Origin of the sequence: Wolbachia endosymbiont of Drosophila leontia, assembly GCF_028981785.1 — a bacterium.
Taxonomy (GTDB): Bacteria; Pseudomonadota; Alphaproteobacteria; order Rickettsiales; family Anaplasmataceae; genus Wolbachia; species Wolbachia pipientis.
The window spans coordinates 1-17,970 of sequence record NZ_JAPQLK010000071.1 but is presented as its reverse complement, the minus strand read 5'-3'; the positions used below and the strand labels follow the sequence as shown (position 1 = coordinate 17,970).

The 17,970-nt window shown below is 32.9% G+C and carries 15 protein-coding genes; 3 read left to right on the top strand and 12 right to left on the bottom strand.

Annotated features, from left to right (window positions below; translation table 11 throughout):
* Window positions 1-123: 123 nt before the first annotated feature.
* The 3 genes from OZD63_RS02325 to ruvA all read right to left on the bottom strand — a co-directional run bounded on the left by OZD63_RS02325 (window position 124) and on the right by ruvA (window position 2,626).
* Window positions 124-858 carry a hypothetical protein gene (locus tag OZD63_RS02325; protein ID WP_274980056.1) on the bottom strand — a complete coding sequence of 245 codons (735 nt, stop codon included), beginning with the start codon at window positions 856-858 and terminating at the stop codon, window positions 124-126.
* Window positions 859-1,067: 209 nt separating this feature from the next.
* A complete protein-coding gene (gene ruvB / locus OZD63_RS02320; protein WP_274980057.1) occupies window positions 1,068-2,048 on the bottom strand; it encodes a Holliday junction branch migration DNA helicase RuvB in 981 nt (326 codons plus the stop codon).
* Window positions 2,045-2,626: a Holliday junction branch migration protein RuvA gene (ruvA, locus tag OZD63_RS02315; RefSeq protein WP_274980058.1), complete on the bottom strand. Its 582-nt coding sequence runs from the start codon at window positions 2,624-2,626 to the stop codon at window positions 2,045-2,047. Before ruvA ends, ruvB begins: the two co-directional genes overlap by 4 nt.
* A 409-nt stretch (window positions 2,627-3,035) precedes the next feature.
* On the opposite strand from ruvA, the gene OZD63_RS02310 reads away from it, so the two are divergent.
* The 3 genes from OZD63_RS02310 to OZD63_RS02300 all read left to right on the top strand — a co-directional run bounded on the left by OZD63_RS02310 (window position 3,036) and on the right by OZD63_RS02300 (window position 5,792).
* On the top strand, window positions 3,036-3,233 hold the full coding sequence (locus OZD63_RS02310) for a hypothetical protein (RefSeq protein ID WP_155968442.1): 198 nt from the start codon (window positions 3,036-3,038) through the stop codon (window positions 3,231-3,233).
* A gap of 304 nt (window positions 3,234-3,537) precedes the next feature.
* The gene (locus OZD63_RS02305) at window positions 3,538-4,437 is read left to right on the top strand and encodes a DMT family transporter (RefSeq protein WP_274980059.1); all 900 of its coding nucleotides are present in this window, start codon (window positions 3,538-3,540) and stop codon (window positions 4,435-4,437) included.
* A gap of 47 nt (window positions 4,438-4,484) precedes the next feature.
* Window positions 4,485-5,792 (top strand): UDP-glucose dehydrogenase family protein, encoded by a 1,308-nt coding sequence (locus OZD63_RS02300; protein ID WP_275008019.1) that lies wholly within the window; start codon window positions 4,485-4,487, stop codon window positions 5,790-5,792.
* 31 nt (window positions 5,793-5,823) lie between these two features.
* On the opposite strand, the gene OZD63_RS02295 is transcribed toward OZD63_RS02300, so the two are convergent.
* The 9 genes from OZD63_RS02295 to OZD63_RS02255 form a co-directional block, all read right to left on the bottom strand.
* Window positions 5,824-6,954 (bottom strand): MFS transporter, encoded by a 1,131-nt coding sequence (locus OZD63_RS02295; RefSeq protein WP_338062836.1) that lies wholly within the window; start codon window positions 6,952-6,954, stop codon window positions 5,824-5,826.
* A 140-nt stretch (window positions 6,955-7,094) separates the two neighbouring features.
* Window positions 7,095-8,138, bottom strand: a complete 1,044-nt coding sequence (locus OZD63_RS02290) for a threonine aldolase family protein (protein WP_274980062.1) — start codon at window positions 8,136-8,138, stop codon at window positions 7,095-7,097.
* Window positions 8,135-9,184 (bottom strand): threonine aldolase family protein, encoded by a 1,050-nt coding sequence (locus OZD63_RS02285; RefSeq protein WP_410543728.1) that lies wholly within the window; start codon window positions 9,182-9,184, stop codon window positions 8,135-8,137. Before OZD63_RS02285 ends, OZD63_RS02290 begins: the two co-directional genes overlap by 4 nt.
* Window position 9,185: 1 nt before the next feature.
* A complete protein-coding gene (locus tag OZD63_RS02280; protein WP_275008018.1) occupies window positions 9,186-10,961 on the bottom strand; it encodes an ABC transporter ATP-binding protein in 1,776 nt (591 codons plus the stop codon).
* Complete coding sequence (locus OZD63_RS02275) at window positions 10,962-11,951, bottom strand: phytanoyl-CoA dioxygenase family protein (RefSeq protein ID WP_182321276.1); 990 nt, start codon at window positions 11,949-11,951, stop codon at window positions 10,962-10,964. It lies immediately after the preceding gene.
* Window positions 11,952-11,955: 4 nt separating this feature from the next.
* A complete protein-coding gene (locus tag OZD63_RS02270) occupies window positions 11,956-13,632 on the bottom strand; it encodes a WG repeat-containing protein (protein WP_274980065.1) in 1,677 nt (558 codons plus the stop codon).
* The gene (locus OZD63_RS02265) at window positions 13,593-15,920 is read right to left on the bottom strand and encodes a glycosyltransferase (RefSeq protein WP_275008017.1); all 2,328 of its coding nucleotides are present in this window, start codon (window positions 15,918-15,920) and stop codon (window positions 13,593-13,595) included. The genes OZD63_RS02270 and OZD63_RS02265 overlap by 40 nt, the downstream gene beginning before the upstream one ends.
* Window positions 15,877-16,830: an NAD-dependent epimerase/dehydratase family protein gene (locus OZD63_RS02260; protein WP_274980067.1), complete on the bottom strand. Its 954-nt coding sequence runs from the start codon at window positions 16,828-16,830 to the stop codon at window positions 15,877-15,879. The genes OZD63_RS02265 and OZD63_RS02260 overlap by 44 nt, the downstream gene beginning before the upstream one ends.
* Before the next feature lie 125 nt (window positions 16,831-16,955).
* Entirely contained in the window at window positions 16,956-17,705 is a 750-nt protein-coding gene (locus OZD63_RS02255; RefSeq protein ID WP_274980068.1) for an NTP transferase domain-containing protein, read from the bottom strand.
* Window positions 17,706-17,970 lie beyond the last annotated feature (265 nt).

Here is a 17,970-nt window from a genome sequence, read left to right as displayed (position 1 = left end):
ACCAGCTTGCAAATGATTGTCCTTTCCTTCATTTCTCTCCTATTACAAAGATTTTAAACAGGTTCTAAGAGTATAAGTTACTTGCAGATGCAAGCAACTTATACTGAATTTTCACTACTTTACCTATTTTGAAGCAGCAGGAGCTTGATGCTTTTGTGATGCGCCGCTCAAGTCTTCTACATTTGTTGAATGCTGCTCCAAAAATTTTACTTCTTCAGAGCTTTGTTGTAATTGTGTTTGTGGCAATTGTGGTGCTAACACTTCATGTAAAGGCTTTGCTTCATATTGCCTTCCCACTTTTACTTCTTTATGTGCAGCTAATTGCTCCATAGTAACACCATTACCCTCAATAAGTTCTACGGAGCCATTATCATGAATATTAATTTTAATATTACATTCTTTTCCTTGAGCATTCCACTTTAAAGTCATTTGATATGACCCATTAGCCACTTCATAAATTCTTGCCCCATCCTTATCAATTTGGCAACGTACCCCCCTTGTTTTTTGGTCAGGTAGTAGCAACGTAACTGTCTTTACATCGTACTTTTTGCACATATTACCACTTAGAATATCATGCAAGTTTACTTCTTTTATATAATCGTTCAGCGCAATTCTTATGACAGGCTTAACACTGTTATCTATATTTTTAGTTTCTCTTAATTTTATAAGCTCTGCGTCAATATTTTTAGATATCTCTTCTTCAATTTGTTTAGCAGCTTTGCCTACAATTCCCCGACCATGATATTTGGTCTCCTCAGCAGTATATCCATACATACTACCGCTATTCTTATGAACATGAGGTTTCACTATTACTTTATTAGTAGTATTAGTAGAAGGGTTGTTCTGATCTACAAACAACCTCTTCCATGTTTCTTCATCATCAAGAGTGACGTACCTACATTTATCCTTATTCGGTATTGACCCAGATACGCTACCAGCAGCAATATTTTAATCAACAATCAAAGATACAGTTTCATTACTATCTAACATATATGCCTCCATTATCCTTAATACACAAATGTCAACATACGAGCATTATCTCAATTAGTCAATATAAATTATGACGTTTAATGTTGAAAGCTCAAATACTCCTTTGCTTGATCGGTTAGAACGCGCCCTCTTGGTGTGCGCTTTACAAAACTAATTTTGATTAAATAAGGTTCTACTGTTTCTTCAATATTGCCAACATCTTCGGATAGCGCAATAGATATGGTGTCAATTCCAACAGGGCCTGAAGTGTTGAATAAAAATCTTAGATAATTCATATCAAGTTTATTGAGTCCCATTTTATCTACACCCAATTTTAGTAACACAGAATCAGCGACTTCATAAGTGATTTTTTTATCATCTTTCACTTCAACAAAATCCCTTATTCTTCTGAGTAACCTCAAAGCAATTCTTGGAGTGCCGCGCGCACGGCAGGCAATTTCCCGTGCTGCATCCTCTTCAATTTCAGCAGAAAGAACTCTTGCGCCTCTTTTTATAATATTAACCAGCTCCTCAAAGGAATAAAACTCAAGATGCAAAGGAATGCCAAAACGATCTCTGAGTGGCGCAGAAAGTAATCCAAGCCGTGTTGTTGCTCCAATTAGCGTAAATGGTGGTAGATCTATCCTTAAAGTGCGAGTAGATGGACCTTCACCTACTAATATGTCCAAGCAAAAATCTTCCATAGCAGTATATAAAACTTCTTCGATGCTGCGATTTAATCTATGGATTTCGTCGATAAATAGAACATCTTTTGCATTTAAAGTGGTAAGCACTGCAGCCAAGTCCCCAGCTTTACTAAGTAAAGGACCAGAAGTTGCGCGAAAGCTAACTCTTAATTCTTTAGAAACAATTTGTGCTAAAGTTGTTTTGCCAAGCCCTGGAGGACCGTACAATAAGACGTGATCTAAAGCTTCAGTTCTCGTCTGTGCAGCGTTTATAAACACTTTTAAATTTTGTATTAAGTCTTTTTGCCCGACAAAATCATCAAGTTGCTTAGGCCTGATGTTGATATTGCGTGCATCTTCAGTATATTCTTTACCGCACGATATTGATTTCATAATGTTGAGAGCTCCTTAAGCGCTATGCGAATAATATCCTTAGTGCCCAGATTTGACGATTCGTCTTGTATTTTTTTTATCGTATCATAAGCTTTCATTTTTTCATACCCAAGATTGATCAAAGCTGAAAGTACATCTTCATTGATTGGATTAAAGTTATTGTTATTTATTTCTAGTTTACTTACTTTGCCACTCAATTCAGTGATGATTCGATTTATGAGTTTCAGGCCAAGTCCACTCATCTTGAGTGTTACTTTATCTTCATTCATAATTGCCAAAAATAGCTGTTCTGGAGTTAATTTACTCAAAATTGACATTGCAGTTCTATAGCTAACGCCGCTTACTTTGACAAGCAACCTCAAGCACTGCTGTTCTTCTTTGCTTATAAAACCATATAGCTGAGTAGTGTTTTCTCTGTTATTTGCATAGGTTTCGATAAGTAATTTGATTCTACTTCCAATTGCACAAGCACTTAAAGTTTTGGCTGAAAGATACACCATATAGCCAACATCATTCACATTCAGGATTATGTGATCACTGCGCACTTCATCAACTACTCCATTTAGATTTCCTATCATTTTTAGTACTATATAGGGTTCAGTTTAAATACTCCTGGATCTTAGGTCAAGCAAACGAACATTATAACAGGGAAACGTGGCTAAAAAACCACTTGACACCCTTCGCCAGCCCCCTTATCATGATGTGTATAACAATGTTACAAAAAATAATATCATAGAATTCAATGGGACAATTCCTAGAAAACCCCTACATACTAAAAAAAGCAAAATGCTGTTAAAATGAGCTTAAGAGTAAATAGCAAACATCTAACATAACAATTCTATTTGTAAATCAGGTGAGACTTATCCTATAGAAAGCTTTCGAACTACGCAAGCGTATCTTTTGCCTTTAGTATTTCTTTAAACCTGCTGCAAAAGAGTAGGAATGGTTATAAAATAGGGAGGTATAGCAAGAGAATAGAGAGGGAAGATGAGCTTAAACTACCATAATCTAAAAGAACATCCGAGAAATTTTCGAGATGTAACAGGTTTGAAAATAGAAGAATTCGAAAAGGTTGTAGAAAAAGTGCGCCCAGAGTGGGAAAAAGTTCAAGAACAGAAGAAATGCCATGGAAGAACGTCAAGATTGCCTGTATTGGAAGATAAAATACTCTGTATAATTCTATAGACCTGCTGCAAAAGAGGAGATATTTAAAGAGAGATGTAGCAAGAGGGAATGAGCTTAAATTATCAAATCAACGTTATTCTGCTTTACCTCACTAGCATTTTCCTTACCTTGAGCCTTACTATTACTCACAAATACAAACGTTCGTTACATAGCTCTTAATATGTCTACAGAGACGAAATTTCCCGAATTATTTATAATGGACCCTTACGATCACATTCTGGGGACGTACATCAGAAAACTTTTATATTATTAGTTTTGTAGTAAAATTATATGAGTACGTCGTATCTATTAAATCAGAAGCTTTATGGATTACAGATTGAGAGCTTATTTGTTTGGGGTTATCTGGTTTATACTTAGCTTACTTAGTAGTGTAGCTAATGATACTATATCAAAATATCTAAGTTTACATCTTCAGAGTTTTGAAATAACTTTTTTCCGCTTTCTGTTTACCACTATTACCCTTGTACCTTTTATGTTTTACTATGGAATAGAAGCTTTTAAAACAAGTCAAATATCTATTCAAATAACTAGAGGTGCACTTTTGTTTTGTGGAATGGTCTTATGGACCTATGGATTGACTACTTTCCCCATAGTAACTGCAACGATTATAAGTTTTTCTATACCATTATTTGTTATACTTCTTGCAATCCCTTTACTAAAGGAAAATATAATTTGGCAAAGATGGATAGTAACTATTATTGGTTTTGTTGGTATTGCTATTGCTACCAAAGCTCATAGTGAAGATTTTAATCCTAAAATTCTTATTTTTATTGTATCTGCATTGATCTTTGCTATATTAGATATACTTAATAAGAAACTTGTAATAAAAGAGTCAGTAATAAGTATGTTATTTTATTCAACTCTAACAACAACTATTTTTTCTACTCCACCTTTGTTATTTTATTGGCATATGCCTTCCTTGTCAGAATTAATATTACTGCTGATTTTAGGAATAAGTTCAAACCTAATTATGTTCTTCATGTTAAAAGCTTTTGCTCTTACTGATGCTACTGCACTTGCACCGTATAGATACATAGAACTAATAATTTCTGCAATAGTAGCATACGTTATATTTAATGAATTACCTGATAAAAGTGCTTTATATGGTACTTTGATATTAATACCATCAACCTTATTTATAGCTTATTCGGAAGGTAAGGCAATTAAGAAAAATAGTGTAACAACAAAAGTTTATAATTGTTAATGGTATTTATTTTAGATGCTAAGCTATATTTTTAAGGTGATAATAAAATGCACATAACTATTACAGGAGTAGGGTATGTAGGCTTAGTATCTGGTACAATGTTATCGGAGCAGGGCCATAAAGTTGATTGCATTGACATAAATACTGAGAAGATTGAACTTTTGAAATCAGGGAACATTCCTCTATATGAACCTGGATTAGCAGATTATTTAGAGAATAATATAAAGTCACAAAGGATAAGATTTTTCGATTCGTATTTTCAAATAAATCCCAATACAGAAGTAGTATTTATAACTGTAGATACTCCATCAGACTCCCTAGGAAATGCAAATTTAAAGAATGTATATAATGCAGTAAGTGAAGTTTCTGAGAGAGTTAATCAAGATTGCTTAATAGTGATAAAGTCAACTGTTCCTCCTGGTACTGCAGAAAATATATATAATTATTTATCTAATAAGGGCTATAACTTTGATTTGGGGGTTAATCCAGAGTTTCTCAAGCAAGGCTCTGCAGTATCAGATTTTTTATACCCAGATAGGATAATAATAGGAGTAAAAACTAAGCTAGCTAGGGCAAAACTAGAAGTTATGTATAAATCATTTATAGATAAGAATATTCCGTTAATAGTCACTGATACAGTTACTGCTGAAATGATTAAATATGCTTCTAATGCTTTTCTAGCAACAAAGGTTGCTTTTATCAATGAGATGGCAGATTTATGTGAGCTATTAGGAGCAGACATTGACCTTTTAGCTAACAGTATGGGAATGGACCATAGAATAGGTAAGGAGTTTCTCAAAGCTGGTCCAGGATTTGGAGGATCATGTTTTCCTAAAGATTTATCGGCCTTAATAAGGCTTGCTGAAGATCACAATGTCAAGCTACAAATTTTAAATTCAGTTAAGGAATCTAACTATAATCATATAACAAACATTGCTAAAAAGGTAGAATATCTATTAAATGGAGTCCAAAATAAAAAAATAGCGATATGGGGGCTAACTTTTAAGTCTGGTACTGATGATGTAAGAAATAGCCCATCTATAGATATTGCACAATTGTTAGTGAATAACAAGGCTAAAATTACTGCATATGACCCAATGGGGATGGATAATGCTAGGCAAGTTCTAAAGGATATAGAGTACGCGGATAATGCTATAGGGGCTGCAAGGGACGCGGAAGCCTTGTTATTGTTAACGGAGTGGAAAGAATTTAAAAATCAAGATTTTGCAAGTTTAAAGAGTATTATGGCTGCACCTAATGTTTTTGATTTCCGTAATTTATTAGATAATGAGCTGTTACTAAGATATGGTTACCATGTTTATTCCTTGGGTAAAAAATCTATCTACAAAGTTTAACTGTTGGGAAATGTTTTCTACACCGCTTTACTTAGTTTTTTAAGTCTTTGCTTGATAATATGGAAAAGCAAACGAGTGCAACAACAGAGCAAATGGAAAAAAATGAAAACATAATACTGTTACCACAGTGCTTAACAAGTACTCCTAAGAGCACGCATGAAAATATTGAACTTGCAATATACCCAAATAATCCTGTTAAGCTTACAATTGCACATACATTATTTTGTGGAGCAATTTCTACAGCTATAACACCTGTCAGTACTTGCGTTCCAAATATAAAGAATCCTGATAAGATTGCACCAAGGTTCATAAGAATTATGTTTTGACCAAAATTCATTACAATAAAAGTGAGTGCTATACCCAACATGTAAAGTAATGCCAGCAAGCTTCTATTTTGAAAGAAGTACATATCACTAATTCTTCCTGTGATTAAAGTTCCAAGGATTCCACCTAAATCATATACGCCTGTTATTAGTGAGGATTGTACAAGAGAAATTTGTAATTTATCCCTTAAAATTATAGGAAACCAAAAAAAGATTCCCATTTTTATAATATAAGCACAAAAAGTAGCACAACATAGAAACCATATGGAACTTTTCACTTTGATACCTATCTGAGATTTCTGCACCTTATAATAGGTAGTAAAGTTGGCACTTTCTTTGTGATATGCTTTTAATATTATGTAAATTCCAAAAAGTAAGCATAAGAGACCAGAGTACAAAAATGCACTCTTTGCATCATATATTTTGATTATACTTGGTAATACAATTAAAGTAATACAAGAACCAAGTTGCTGAGATGCGCTCATAATTCCCCATGATGATGCAATTGAAGAGATGCTAGAGTTTGTAACCATAAACTTGGTAATAGCTGGCCAACCTAACCCTTGTGTCCAAGCTAATAATATTAATGTTAACAGTAATAAAGTTAGATTATTATATGATAAAGTTATACCAATGGTTAATAATCCAGTTGCAATATTGCATAGCCCAAACATAAATAATGGATTATTTTTGGAGTCCATGATTATTCCATTAACAAATTTTGATACTCCATAAAAAAAAGAAAAGCAGGCAAAAAAATAGCTTAATTTTACATGGTCAGTATCTATTAACAGTGGCAGAGCAATTGGTATACTTTGTCTTGATAAATAAAGCAGCATATATCCACAGAAGAATAGTAAATATTGAAAGAAGACAAAGTTCACACCTATTCCCAAATAGCTCTATGCAGATGCTAGCATAATACTATATTGGTATAATATTGTTTGACAAGAAGTTTGCAAACAATTAGTGCAGAAAATTACTTACTTAGTATCTTTCTTATAGCAGATACAGTAGCATTAATATCTTCATAGCTTATATCTCTATGTGTTATAGCTCTGATTTTACCTTTGATGTTAGCCATTCTAATTCCATAATTTGTAACTAGTACGTTTATTAATTCTTGAATAGATATACAATTAGTACGTAATGAAAAATACGCTATATTAGTTTTATACAGGTCGATATCAATTATAACTTGATCTATAGAGCCTAGGCCTTCTATAAGGTGCTGCATTTTTTTATGGTCTTCTTCTAAAGAATTTACATTATTATGTAGAGCATATAAACATGCAGCTGAAATAATGCCAGCTTGGTGCATACCTCCGCCAATTTGAAACTTATAGTACCAAGCTTTTTCAATAAAATCTTCACTTCCAAGCAATATTGCGCCCATTGGAGCACCTAATCCTTTACTAAAATCAATGAATACCGAATCAAAATAACTTGCATACTCCTTTGGAGATATTTTAGTATGAGCACAAGCGTTGAACAGTCTTGCTCCATCTAAATGAGTGAATATGTCATTCTCTTTACAGAGACTTGAGATCTCTTGAATATATTCTAAAGGCCACACAGCTCCACCACCAAAATTTGTCGTTTGTTCGATAGAAACAAGCCCAACTCTCGGAATATTTCTTAAACTAGGACGAGTAATAAACTCAACAATTTGTTCTCCAGTAAATATTCCTCTCGTACCTTTGATGGGCAAAGGAGTGGCATGTGCCTGGGCTGCGATCAAGCCAGATTGTACTATGAGCGGATGTGAAGTTTCATCAAGCAGCAAGTAATCACCAGGTCTTTGAATGTGTACTTTATAAGCAATTACATTGGACATTGTTCCTGAAATCAAAAAGATTCCTGCAGGTTTACCTAACATTTTACATGCGGTTGCCACTAATTCGTTCACAGTTGGATCTTCACATGCAGCTTCGTTTCCAACTTTTGCTTTAGCCATCGCTTCCCTCATTTTAGCTGAAGGGTCAGTGTTTGAATCGCTAAAGAAATCTATTTTTATTCTCATATTAAATTTAATACAACCTCCTTTATAATTTCAGCAGCTTTCATGATGTCTGTTTCCTTTATGCCAAGGTGGGTAACTGCTCTTATATGAGACTCGAGCCAAGGAAAAAGCAATAAACCATAGATTTGGCATTTACTCAAAAAAAACTCATTAGTCACATTTAGTTCTTTTATACTAAAGCTTACTATGTTAGTTTCTGGATAAGGTAGTATCAGCTTTATATGTGGAATTTCCTTAATCTTATCTGCAAATAATTTAGCGAGCTTATTATCTTCTTTAAGCCTAGAAATATTATTCTGTAGTACATATTTTGCTGCATTAGCACAATACCCTATCTGATGGTAACCACTACCTAGCCAAACCTGTAACTTTTTAGCCCTTTCAATTATCTCTCTTTTACCCATAAGCATTGAACCAAAAGGAGCGCCAAGTCCTTTAGTAAAAGAAAAGCTCATTGTATCAACATATTTAGCATAATCTGCTAAAGCAATATTTGTTTCGATATGAGCATTAAATATTCTTGCACCGTCTAAATGAAGATTTACATTGTGAGCTTTTAAAAAGTGATATAACTCGACTTGTTTTTCAAAAGGATAAATTTTACCATTAAACCCATTTATACTATTTTCTATAGAAACAAGACTCACCTGAGCGAAAATTTTATACCTCGGCTTAGAATTAATAGCATATTCTACTTCATCAACATCTAAGATTCCGCTATTATTTCTAATACAATTAAATACGATATTATTTACTTTTGCATTGCCTGCGCTATCGAAAAAATTAGCGTGATAATTATGATGAGTTATTAGTTCATCGCCAGGACTTGTTTGACTGGCAATGGCTAATCTATTTGCAAGCATACCGCTGGTTACAAATAATGCTTCTTCTACTTTGAATAATTGTTTGCAATATTCTGATAAGTCATTACAGCTTTTGTCTTCACCATAAGCAAAATCTCCAACAGTTGCATTACTTATTGCATGTATAACGTTGGAGCTCTGCAGAGTTGTAGTGTCACTTCTCAGATCAATAATTTTTTCCATCTTATTTTTTTCCATTCAAACAACCAATTTGAGCATTCCAAAGTTCTTTATAAAGACCGTGTTTAGAAACTAGTTCAGCGTGTTTACCATCTTGGACAATTTTTCCTTTGTTAAATACTAGAATTCGGTCCATGTGTAAAAGTGTAGAAATACGGTGTGCTATGGTAATCGTAGTTTTATTTTTCATCAATTTGAATAAACTCATTTGAATTGTTTTTTCTGTTATAGAATCTAACTGACTAGTTGGTTCATCGAGAAATAATATTGGAGAGTTTTTTAAAAATGCCCTTGCTATTATTATTCTTTGTTTTTCTCCTCCAGATAGCTTGATGCCTTTTTCTCCAACTGTAGTTCCATATTGATCTGGTAGAGTCATAATGAAATCGTGAATACCAGCCAGCTTTGCAGCTCTCATTATTTCTTCGATAGTAGATTGAAGTCTACCATATATGATGTTTGCTAAAATAGTATCATGAAATAATAATGGATCTTGAGGTATTACAGATATTTGTTTCCTCAAAGAACTCTGTGTAACTTCTGATACTATTTGATTATCAATCTGTATATTACCTTTTTTAACATCAAATAGCCTTAGAATTAAGTTTATAAAAGTAGATTTACCACCTCCAGAATAACCAACTAGGCCTACCTTTTCGCAAGGATTAATGGTAACTGAGAAATCTTGAAATAATGGCTCCAGACCTTCATAAGAAAAAGAAACATTATTAAACGTTATTCTTCCACTTAATAAATTTAATTCTTTAGCATTTTCCTTATCTTGAATTTCTGGTACGGTATTCAAGATTGGCAATGCATCTGAAACTTTGCCGAAATGAGTAGAAAATTGGGTAAGATTTCTAGTTAGATGGTTAAGAAACTCTATAATCGATATATTAATTCCAAGTACAAGAGCAATATCTCCTATTGCGATCTTGTTCAATTGATAATCATGAATTAAAAAATACAAGTTTACTGCTTGGAGTATATCGAATGAATAGCCATATATAAACCAAAGACAAAAGTATGCCCATTGTAATTTTCTCTCTGCAATAGTTCTTTTCTTGCATATTTGAAAAAATTTGTGTCTCTCATGTGCTTGCTGAGTAAATAGTCTTACTGATATAACATTTAAAATACTATCTGCTATACTAGCTATTACTTGTGAATTTTGTTTAGAGTAATTATCAGCTAGTTCAGTAAGTACACGAAAGCTGAAAGTCGATACTAAAATAAAAATGCTTACCCAAGTGAATGTAGCGATTGCAAATTTTATGTTTACTAATGATAAGGTATAAATAGCTAAGACTAATGCTATGCTGTAACCGAAAAAACAATCTATAAGCAATCTTATTAACTCTATCACACTATCCATTAAGTTACTGACCTTATGTACTAAGCTTCCAGATAAATTGTTCTGATAATAGGAATGGTCTTGTTGGAGTAGCCTACAAAAAGACATATCAGCTATCTTTTGACGCATTAAGGTAAACATTCGAATGTCAACAAAATAGCCATAGAATCTAAAAGCAGTAGTGATAAGTAATGCCATACCAAGATAAGCGCTTACAGGCAATAAAAGATTTTCAATTACATTACCTTCCTGATATTTTACAGCTGTATCTAGAATATTTTTTACTAAATACTTTCTAAAAGACAAATCAACAGCTACCACCAGGGCAACTAAAGACATTATAAGTACATTAAGTTTGAATTTAGATACTATATTCAAGATGAACATCAATACACATTTGAAGCTATCAACTCTACTTCTGTTCATTTACAATGCTAGCTCCACTACGTTGACTTTTTTATTGAGAAATACAAGTAGTGAAAACCATAAATTTTTGTATATTTTTCCTGAGATGTCTCCAGCATCATGTAGTGCTGATGCTCGATTCAGAATAAGTAGCTTATATAAATCTCGCTTAGCCTCAGTAGTGTCGATCTCAGAAATATTTGTAGTTGTGTCTGTAATAAAGGCTAACCAGCTCTTGATAAGTTCTTCCATGTTTTTTGCTTTTATACTTTCCTGGTAGCCAAACAATGACAAGCATTCTCTCAGTATAGATTCTGTTAACTCACCACAATTGAGTATACCAAAAACTGAAGGCTGAGGTTTTGGCACATAGGGAAGATCTTGATCTTTTACAATCCACCTTGTTACATAAGCAAATCTATCTTTAGCATCTGTATTCTTATCACTACCATGCCATAACCGTGAATCAAAAACTATCGCATCTCCTGCTGAAATAGGTAGTGACTTAATTTTGTAATTTTCCCGATTACTTGAGTACTGATCAAAAAAATATGGGTACCAAAAATCAACTAAAGGCTGTATTTCCCATTTATGACTGTTTTCTATAATTTGCAGTGCACCTGAAGTTTCACTTACATTATTCAAAGCTAACCAAACAGAAAAGTGGTAAGGATCATTGAAACTATAGGAGATATCTTGATGGAAGGGAACTGCATCTATTAAATCAGCAGTTTTACATATAACATTTGATTTTTTCTGCAGTATCTGACACTGAAGTGACTTTTCAAGGTAATTTTTAATAATTTTATCTAATGCTTGAGAGATAATTCTAGTTGCTTGAGATGACGTGCCCCATCTGCCGGTACAGTTTAAGTAGTCAGAAGTTGAAACACTTAGTTCTTGGGATAGCTCTGATATCTTATTTGTTATATCACTTAAAGACTGAGTTATTAGCTTTAAAGGAACCAGATTTTTGATAATAAAAAAACCATTTTTTTGTAGTATTTCCATATGATTAATACCTGACATCAATGACTGATAAGTAATCTGTTAAAGGCACAACAGCAAAAATTTTGAACCCTTTTACTTGTTTTAATATTTTTTCCCAATCGCTTAATGTTCTTAGTTTACCTCCTGTTTCAACCATTACATTAATATCTACAGAGCCTCCAGTTGGAGAGCGGTAATCTAAAATAGTTTCTATCAATAAAATACGAGATATTCCTTTGACCAATTTTAAATAAGATAATACTTTATCATCATCATAATGCTGCAGAAAGCGGCAAAAGACACCTAATTCATAATTTGTAGCTGATAGTTCTTTCTGAGTTATAAGTTTGACTTTTAAATTTTCTACTAACTGTCTTGGCACTTTATGTTCGTTATATAGGCCTATGGAACCTTTATTGTGTATATCAGAATAAGCAAGAAATAAAGAATGTACACCAAATAGCAATATATTCTTAGCATCATCTATATTAATTCTAGAATTAAACTCTTTAGTATCAAATCTAGAATATCCTAGCAATGCCTGGTAAAACGCTATTTTCTTATCTTCTGATGCTTCTCTTTCCTTAAAAGATTCAAATGAAGAGATTGACTCCTGTTTTAGTATATTAGCAATCTTTAACCAATTCTTTTCAGCGGCAACTCTTGCCCACATTGTTGCTGCTTTTGGCAAAAATGGTATTTCCTTAAAACACTTACCTTTTGATGATAGTTTCCATAAGTCCTCGTCCTTATCGTAATCAATAAACCCTATTTCCCACAACGCCCTTAACAGCCTTTCTAGATTTGGTACGATAATGTTTAACTTTTTAGATAAAAACGGCACAGTTGCAGGTAAAATATTTAACAAATCAAGTTCAATAGCAACGCTTGTTAGGTAAGTTTTCCAAAAGGCTGAAAGTTCTGCAGAAATCCTATGCACTTGAGATTCTTTACCTAAATCAAAAATACTAAACTTTACATTTCCGGTAATATCGATTTGTCCTAACACACCTTCAAAAGTTTCAACTTTTGCTATCCCATTATAAAATGCTTCTACCATTTTAAATCTCTGCTGGTAAACAGGATCACCATTAATATCTATATGAAACCAACCATGTTGATCTTCTGCAATAGAATACCCTTTATGAAAAACATTAAGTTTTTTATACCATTTATTATGTACTAACTTTCCATGATGATTAATATGTGTAGCTTTACCATCCTTATAGACCACAGCGATACCATCCTTAAAATCTCCAACATAATCATATTCCTCCTGATAAATCCTGTTGCCATTGAAATTGATATGAAAACATTTATCATGTCTTCTAACTATACAAGCATCCTCCTGATAATTTCCAACCCATTGATACGACTGTTTGTACACTCTACATCCAGATGGATCAATATGGTAACACCCTGTATCATCTTCTACGGCTGCTCTATTGAAGTAGAATCCAAGAGTTTTTAGAAATCTATGATGATAAACTGCTTCTCCTCTTACATTGATATGATAAGCACCTGTCTGATCATAAACCGGTGCAAGACCGGGCTCATGAAATTTACCAACCTTTATAAACCTATTTTCATACAAAGGATTTCCTAGTAATTCGTGAAAGCTCTCACACGGTGAAATTTTAATAGATCTAAGATTATCTTTGATTAATTGATCAAAGGTTTTCTCATGTTGCATGTTTTGCATAATTTGTAATTTAAATAATTCTTTTGTAAGCTTAGGTACTCACTACTCTGCCATATTTCCTCGAGTTTAACCTCATTAACATTACCAAAATTTCCTAATGTCTTACGGAGTTCATCTGGAGCACAGCAAGGACTAAACTTTCCTTCATTGTTTATCCATGCTTCTTTACCTAAAAATGGGCATTGACCACCTGGAGCCAAATCCTTAATACCTTCTTGAGAAAGGATTGTGAAATTTTCTAATTTTATCTTTTTACCATTTGGCAATAGCATATTATCTATAAGTTCGTATAATCTTCTCACCTCTGTATTCCATCTACTAATTGCTAACTCATCTCTTCTCATAGATAGATCCTTAATTTCCTCAAAATGTGCCCAAAGATGATGTCCTTTAACTCTATCTATGCCGTTCTTTATGGCCATCTTAACTATGTCATAGAGTTCATGTAAATTACTTTCCAAAAATGTTAATTGTAAAGTAACGGTACACCTTTCACCTGTATCGCTAAAGTATTTATCTCTAACTTCAAGGAAAGTTTTTAAATTTTCTGTCACTACTTCCCATTTTGAACCTTTCATGATTCTTTCATGAGTTTCTTTAGTTGCCCCATTCCAGGAAATCTTAACATCAGATAAAATTGGTACCAATAGTTCAGCCCATTTTCTAGCTCCTTTAATAGGAAAAGAACCATTGGTTGTGAGGTTAAGCTTAAGGCTGAACTCATGGCACAAATTGATTATTTCATCAAAGCTTTTATACATTAAAGGCTCACCCATAGTAGAAGGAATGATTTCCCTTAAAGGTGTTCCAGCTGCTTCCTTAATTACTTTTCTGATAGTTTCTATCGACAGTATCTTAGGTTTTATTCCTTTAGCTCTCTTTTCTTCTTTAACTTTGCTGTATGGTGAAAAACATTCGCAGATTATACAAGCAAAATTGCAGTAATCTGGATTAGTATCAAAAGTAATTCTCCAAGGACCGGGTTTAACAGCTACTGATTTGCCTTTCTTTTCAATAGCATTACGGTAAATCTTGTTAAGTTTTTCAGTATGCTCACTTATAGAAGGTATATTTCCATTTTCAGTATAAGGATAGCCTTTTTGGGTAAGTTTATTGTATAACTCCTGATTTGTAGATAGGACTTGCATTTTTTCTGATAAACTACTTGCATCTCTGTGCTTAAACAATAGTCCATCTCTTACATATTCTGCCATGCCACCATAATCGGCTGTTATAACTGGTATTCTAAGTTGCTGTGCTTCATGTATTACTAACGGTGAATTTTCACCCCAAATTGAAGGAACGACTATTGCATCAACTTTATTAAATACGTCAGTAACTATATTATTATTATCATAACTTCCCATCCACTCTATTCTTTCTTTAACAACAGGTGAAAACTGATTGGCAATCGCTTTTAAAGCTTTAGTTTCTTCTCTTGCTGCTCCCCAAATTCTAAGTTTTACTTTAGATGATAAGTGAGAAAAAGCTTTCAATAATAGATCAATACCTTTTTCGGGAGTATGAGTACCAATATAACCGAAAATAAACTCTTTTTCTTGTGCTCTATTTCTATTCTTAAGACGATTGAGATCAAAACCATAATCAAGATAAGAAATTTTGTTTATCGGAACATTAAAATCCTGAATAAATTTATCCATCGAGAATTTCGATGGGGAAATAAAGTAATCTATATAGTCTATTATTTTCCTTGTGTGCTTCATTCTAGTTGCAACCCATTGTTCCCAATAATTTATGTCTGAATTCAGGAATTCTTCATCTCCTGTAAAATATCCTTTGTAACATTGGGTTGCACATTTTTGATCCTTTTGTCCATCACAAAGCTGTAACAAATCTTCAGAATTGCGTTGAATAAACCTTCCTCTTGGACACATTAACCAAAAGTCATGTAGCGTAAAAATTGTAGGTATATTTTCTTTAAAAGCAATTTCTGGTAAAGTAATTGATAGATGATTAAGATGACCAAAATGTATAAGATCTGGCTGAAAGTTATCTATTACTCTTTTAAATTGTATATCTACTTCTTCATTGATAAATTTGTAACGATATTTAGCTGTGGGTATATTAATTAAATGCAGTAAGATTCGAGAGTCACTACTATCTAGGACTGTAGTGTAATAAAAATCAGGTAAAAAGCTATTTTCATACCTAGTAAATACTTGTACCTCATTGTTATTTGCTAGTTCATGAGCAAGAGTTTGGCTATAAACCTCTGAACCAGCACTATAATAAGGAGGGTAACCATGAATAACTTTTAATATTTTCATATATTACCATATCTATATTGTTAGGATATTCTTGTGTATTGTTTTGTAGACTTTTTATAAATTTACTTAATCCTACTTCTAATGAATGTTTTGGAGACCAACCAAGTAGCTCTTTAGCTCTAGTAAAATCACCATGGAACTTAGTTACATCAAAATTTCTTGGAGGATAAAAATCAATTCTAGAATCACTTTTCGTGACTTTTAATATTGTTTTTGCTAAGTTTTCTAAAGTACATGGGCTATTAGTAGTAAGATGAATAGCAGGAAGAGAAGATTTTTCGCTTTGTAAATATTTAACAGTTAAGCATATACCCTCTATAACATCATCCAAATAGGTAAAATCAAAAACACATTCTCTACCTTCTATTTTAATTGGATCACCTCTTAATGCATTAATACAGAGTGCAGGAATTACTCTACTGTTATGATCTAGTAAACCACCGTATACATTTGAAAAGCGTAATATTGCTACATTAAAATCTTTTGAACTTGTTATTTGTTCCTCAATAAATGCTTTACCTTTGGCATAATTATTTATTGGATCGATACTAGCAGATTCTGTAACTGGCAGTTCCTTCTGCTCTCCATAGACTTCCCTACTACTTGCATATATAAACCATGGTTTATTTGGAAGTGACTTACATAACCCTAAAAACCGCATTGTACCATCAACATTAATTTTTCGACACAGTGTAGGATAAAGTTCACCATGTATAACTCTAGAAATTGCAGCCAGATGAATGATTCCTGTACACTGAGCAAGTAGTGGTACTATATCTTCTGAAAAAAAACTGAGTGGATTATCGCGAAACCTAATATCGCAGCTTATTACTTCATGGCCTTGGTTTTCTAACTTTTTCACCAAGGTTGACCCTATCAAACCTGCAGCACCTGTTATTAATATCCCCATGTACACCCTCTCACTACAACTAGGAAAATTTGTCGTACCAATTATCTTACAAGTAAGAATCAAAAGGTATTATAAAACCAGTATAAAATAAATGTCAACTTAAATTAGTGAATAAAAAAATGTAGTTATGAAAGAAAAGTTGGCTGCTTTCTTTCTTGAAAATAGTGTTCGGCTTTAATCAAATCCTCCTTATTATTTACTCCCATTGCTTCTCTTTCATCAGAAACTACATAACCTACACTCAAGTTATTGGTTGCTGCAATGGGTACTATATCATTAAGACAATATTCATTGGTCGAATTATTGAATTTTATTTCTTTTACTAAGGTAAAGAGATCTTTAGCATATAAAGCCATTATTCCAGAGTTTGCAAGAAGCATTTTATCTCCATTTTTTAGGATTTTTTGAACATTTCCATAATTATCAATTACTAATCTTCCATATTGTTCATCTTGACTATTGAATCCAAGAAGAACTAAATTATTATACTTTAAACAATCAGTCATTTTCATAACTGTATCGCTAGATATAAAAGGAGTGTCTCCATACTGTATTAAAACTATGTCTTGATCAGATAAGTCCTCCAGATTTTCTAGAGCAATTTTAACTGCAGTGCCAGTACCTGTAATATCTTCTTGAATTATTAGTTTTATATTGTATTGATCGATTATACTTTTTAGGGTGTCAAACTTTTCTAAATCTTTTAGAAGGGAGTTGTTAACAACAATTGATAAGCTTTTTAGACTCAGCAATTTTGCATTAGAAATTATATGTTCTAAAAGAGTAAGATTTCCCACTTGGTGCAACGCTTTTGAATATTCAGAATTCATTCTACTGCTCTTTCCTGCTGCTAATATTATCAAAATGTTACTCATACATGACTTAGGGATCGATTAGATAGTAAGTTAATTTATAATTAATAAGATGTAAAGCCCACTATAATTTTCTAAATGATCTAGATCTTGGCACCCTCATTAGAGTTTCATTTAAGAGAGCTATAACTTCAAACTCTTTACTCTATTTTCTACGCTGACATCTTGTAAACTCTGATCTGGACTTTTTAATATTTCTAAGAACCTGTTAAGGATCTCGAAAATATGAGGTAAGATAAGCATAGTTAAGAAAGAGGTATATCTATGC

What these genes read in the sequence shown, in the direction of transcription:
- ruvB (WP_274980057.1), bottom strand. Translation starts at nt 2,048, where the DNA reads ATGAAATCAATATCGTGCGGTAAAGAATATACTGAAGATGCACGCAAT.
- ruvA (WP_274980058.1), bottom strand. Translation starts at nt 2,626, where the DNA reads ATGATAGGAAATCTAAATGGAGTAGTTGATGAAGTGCGCAGTGATCAC.
- OZD63_RS02310 (WP_155968442.1), top strand. Translation starts at nt 3,036, where the DNA reads ATGAGCTTAAACTACCATAATCTAAAAGAACATCCGAGAAATTTTCGA.
- OZD63_RS02305 (WP_274980059.1), top strand. Translation starts at nt 3,538, where the DNA reads ATGGATTACAGATTGAGAGCTTATTTGTTTGGGGTTATCTGGTTTATA.
- OZD63_RS02300 (WP_275008019.1), top strand. Translation starts at nt 4,485, where the DNA reads ATGCACATAACTATTACAGGAGTAGGGTATGTAGGCTTAGTATCTGGT.
- OZD63_RS02295 (WP_338062836.1), bottom strand. Translation starts at nt 6,954, where the DNA reads ATGCTGCTTTATTTATCAAGACAAAGTATACCAATTGCTCTGCCACTG.
- OZD63_RS02290 (WP_274980062.1), bottom strand. Translation starts at nt 8,138, where the DNA reads ATGAGAATAAAAATAGATTTCTTTAGCGATTCAAACACTGACCCTTCA.
- OZD63_RS02285 (WP_410543728.1), bottom strand. Translation starts at nt 9,184, where the DNA reads ATGGAAAAAATTATTGATCTGAGAAGTGACACTACAACTCTGCAGAGC.
- OZD63_RS02280 (WP_275008018.1), bottom strand. Translation starts at nt 10,961, where the DNA reads ATGAACAGAAGTAGAGTTGATAGCTTCAAATGTGTATTGATGTTCATC.
- OZD63_RS02275 (WP_182321276.1), bottom strand. Translation starts at nt 11,951, where the DNA reads ATGGAAATACTACAAAAAAATGGTTTTTTTATTATCAAAAATCTGGTT.
- OZD63_RS02270 (WP_274980065.1), bottom strand. Translation starts at nt 13,632, where the DNA reads ATGCAAAACATGCAACATGAGAAAACCTTTGATCAATTAATCAAAGAT.
- OZD63_RS02265 (WP_275008017.1), bottom strand. Translation starts at nt 15,920, where the DNA reads ATGAAAATATTAAAAGTTATTCATGGTTACCCTCCTTATTATAGTGCT.
- OZD63_RS02260 (WP_274980067.1), bottom strand. Translation starts at nt 16,830, where the DNA reads ATGGGGATATTAATAACAGGTGCTGCAGGTTTGATAGGGTCAACCTTG.
- OZD63_RS02255 (WP_274980068.1), bottom strand. Translation starts at nt 17,705, where the DNA reads ATGAGTAACATTTTGATAATATTAGCAGCAGGAAAGAGCAGTAGAATG.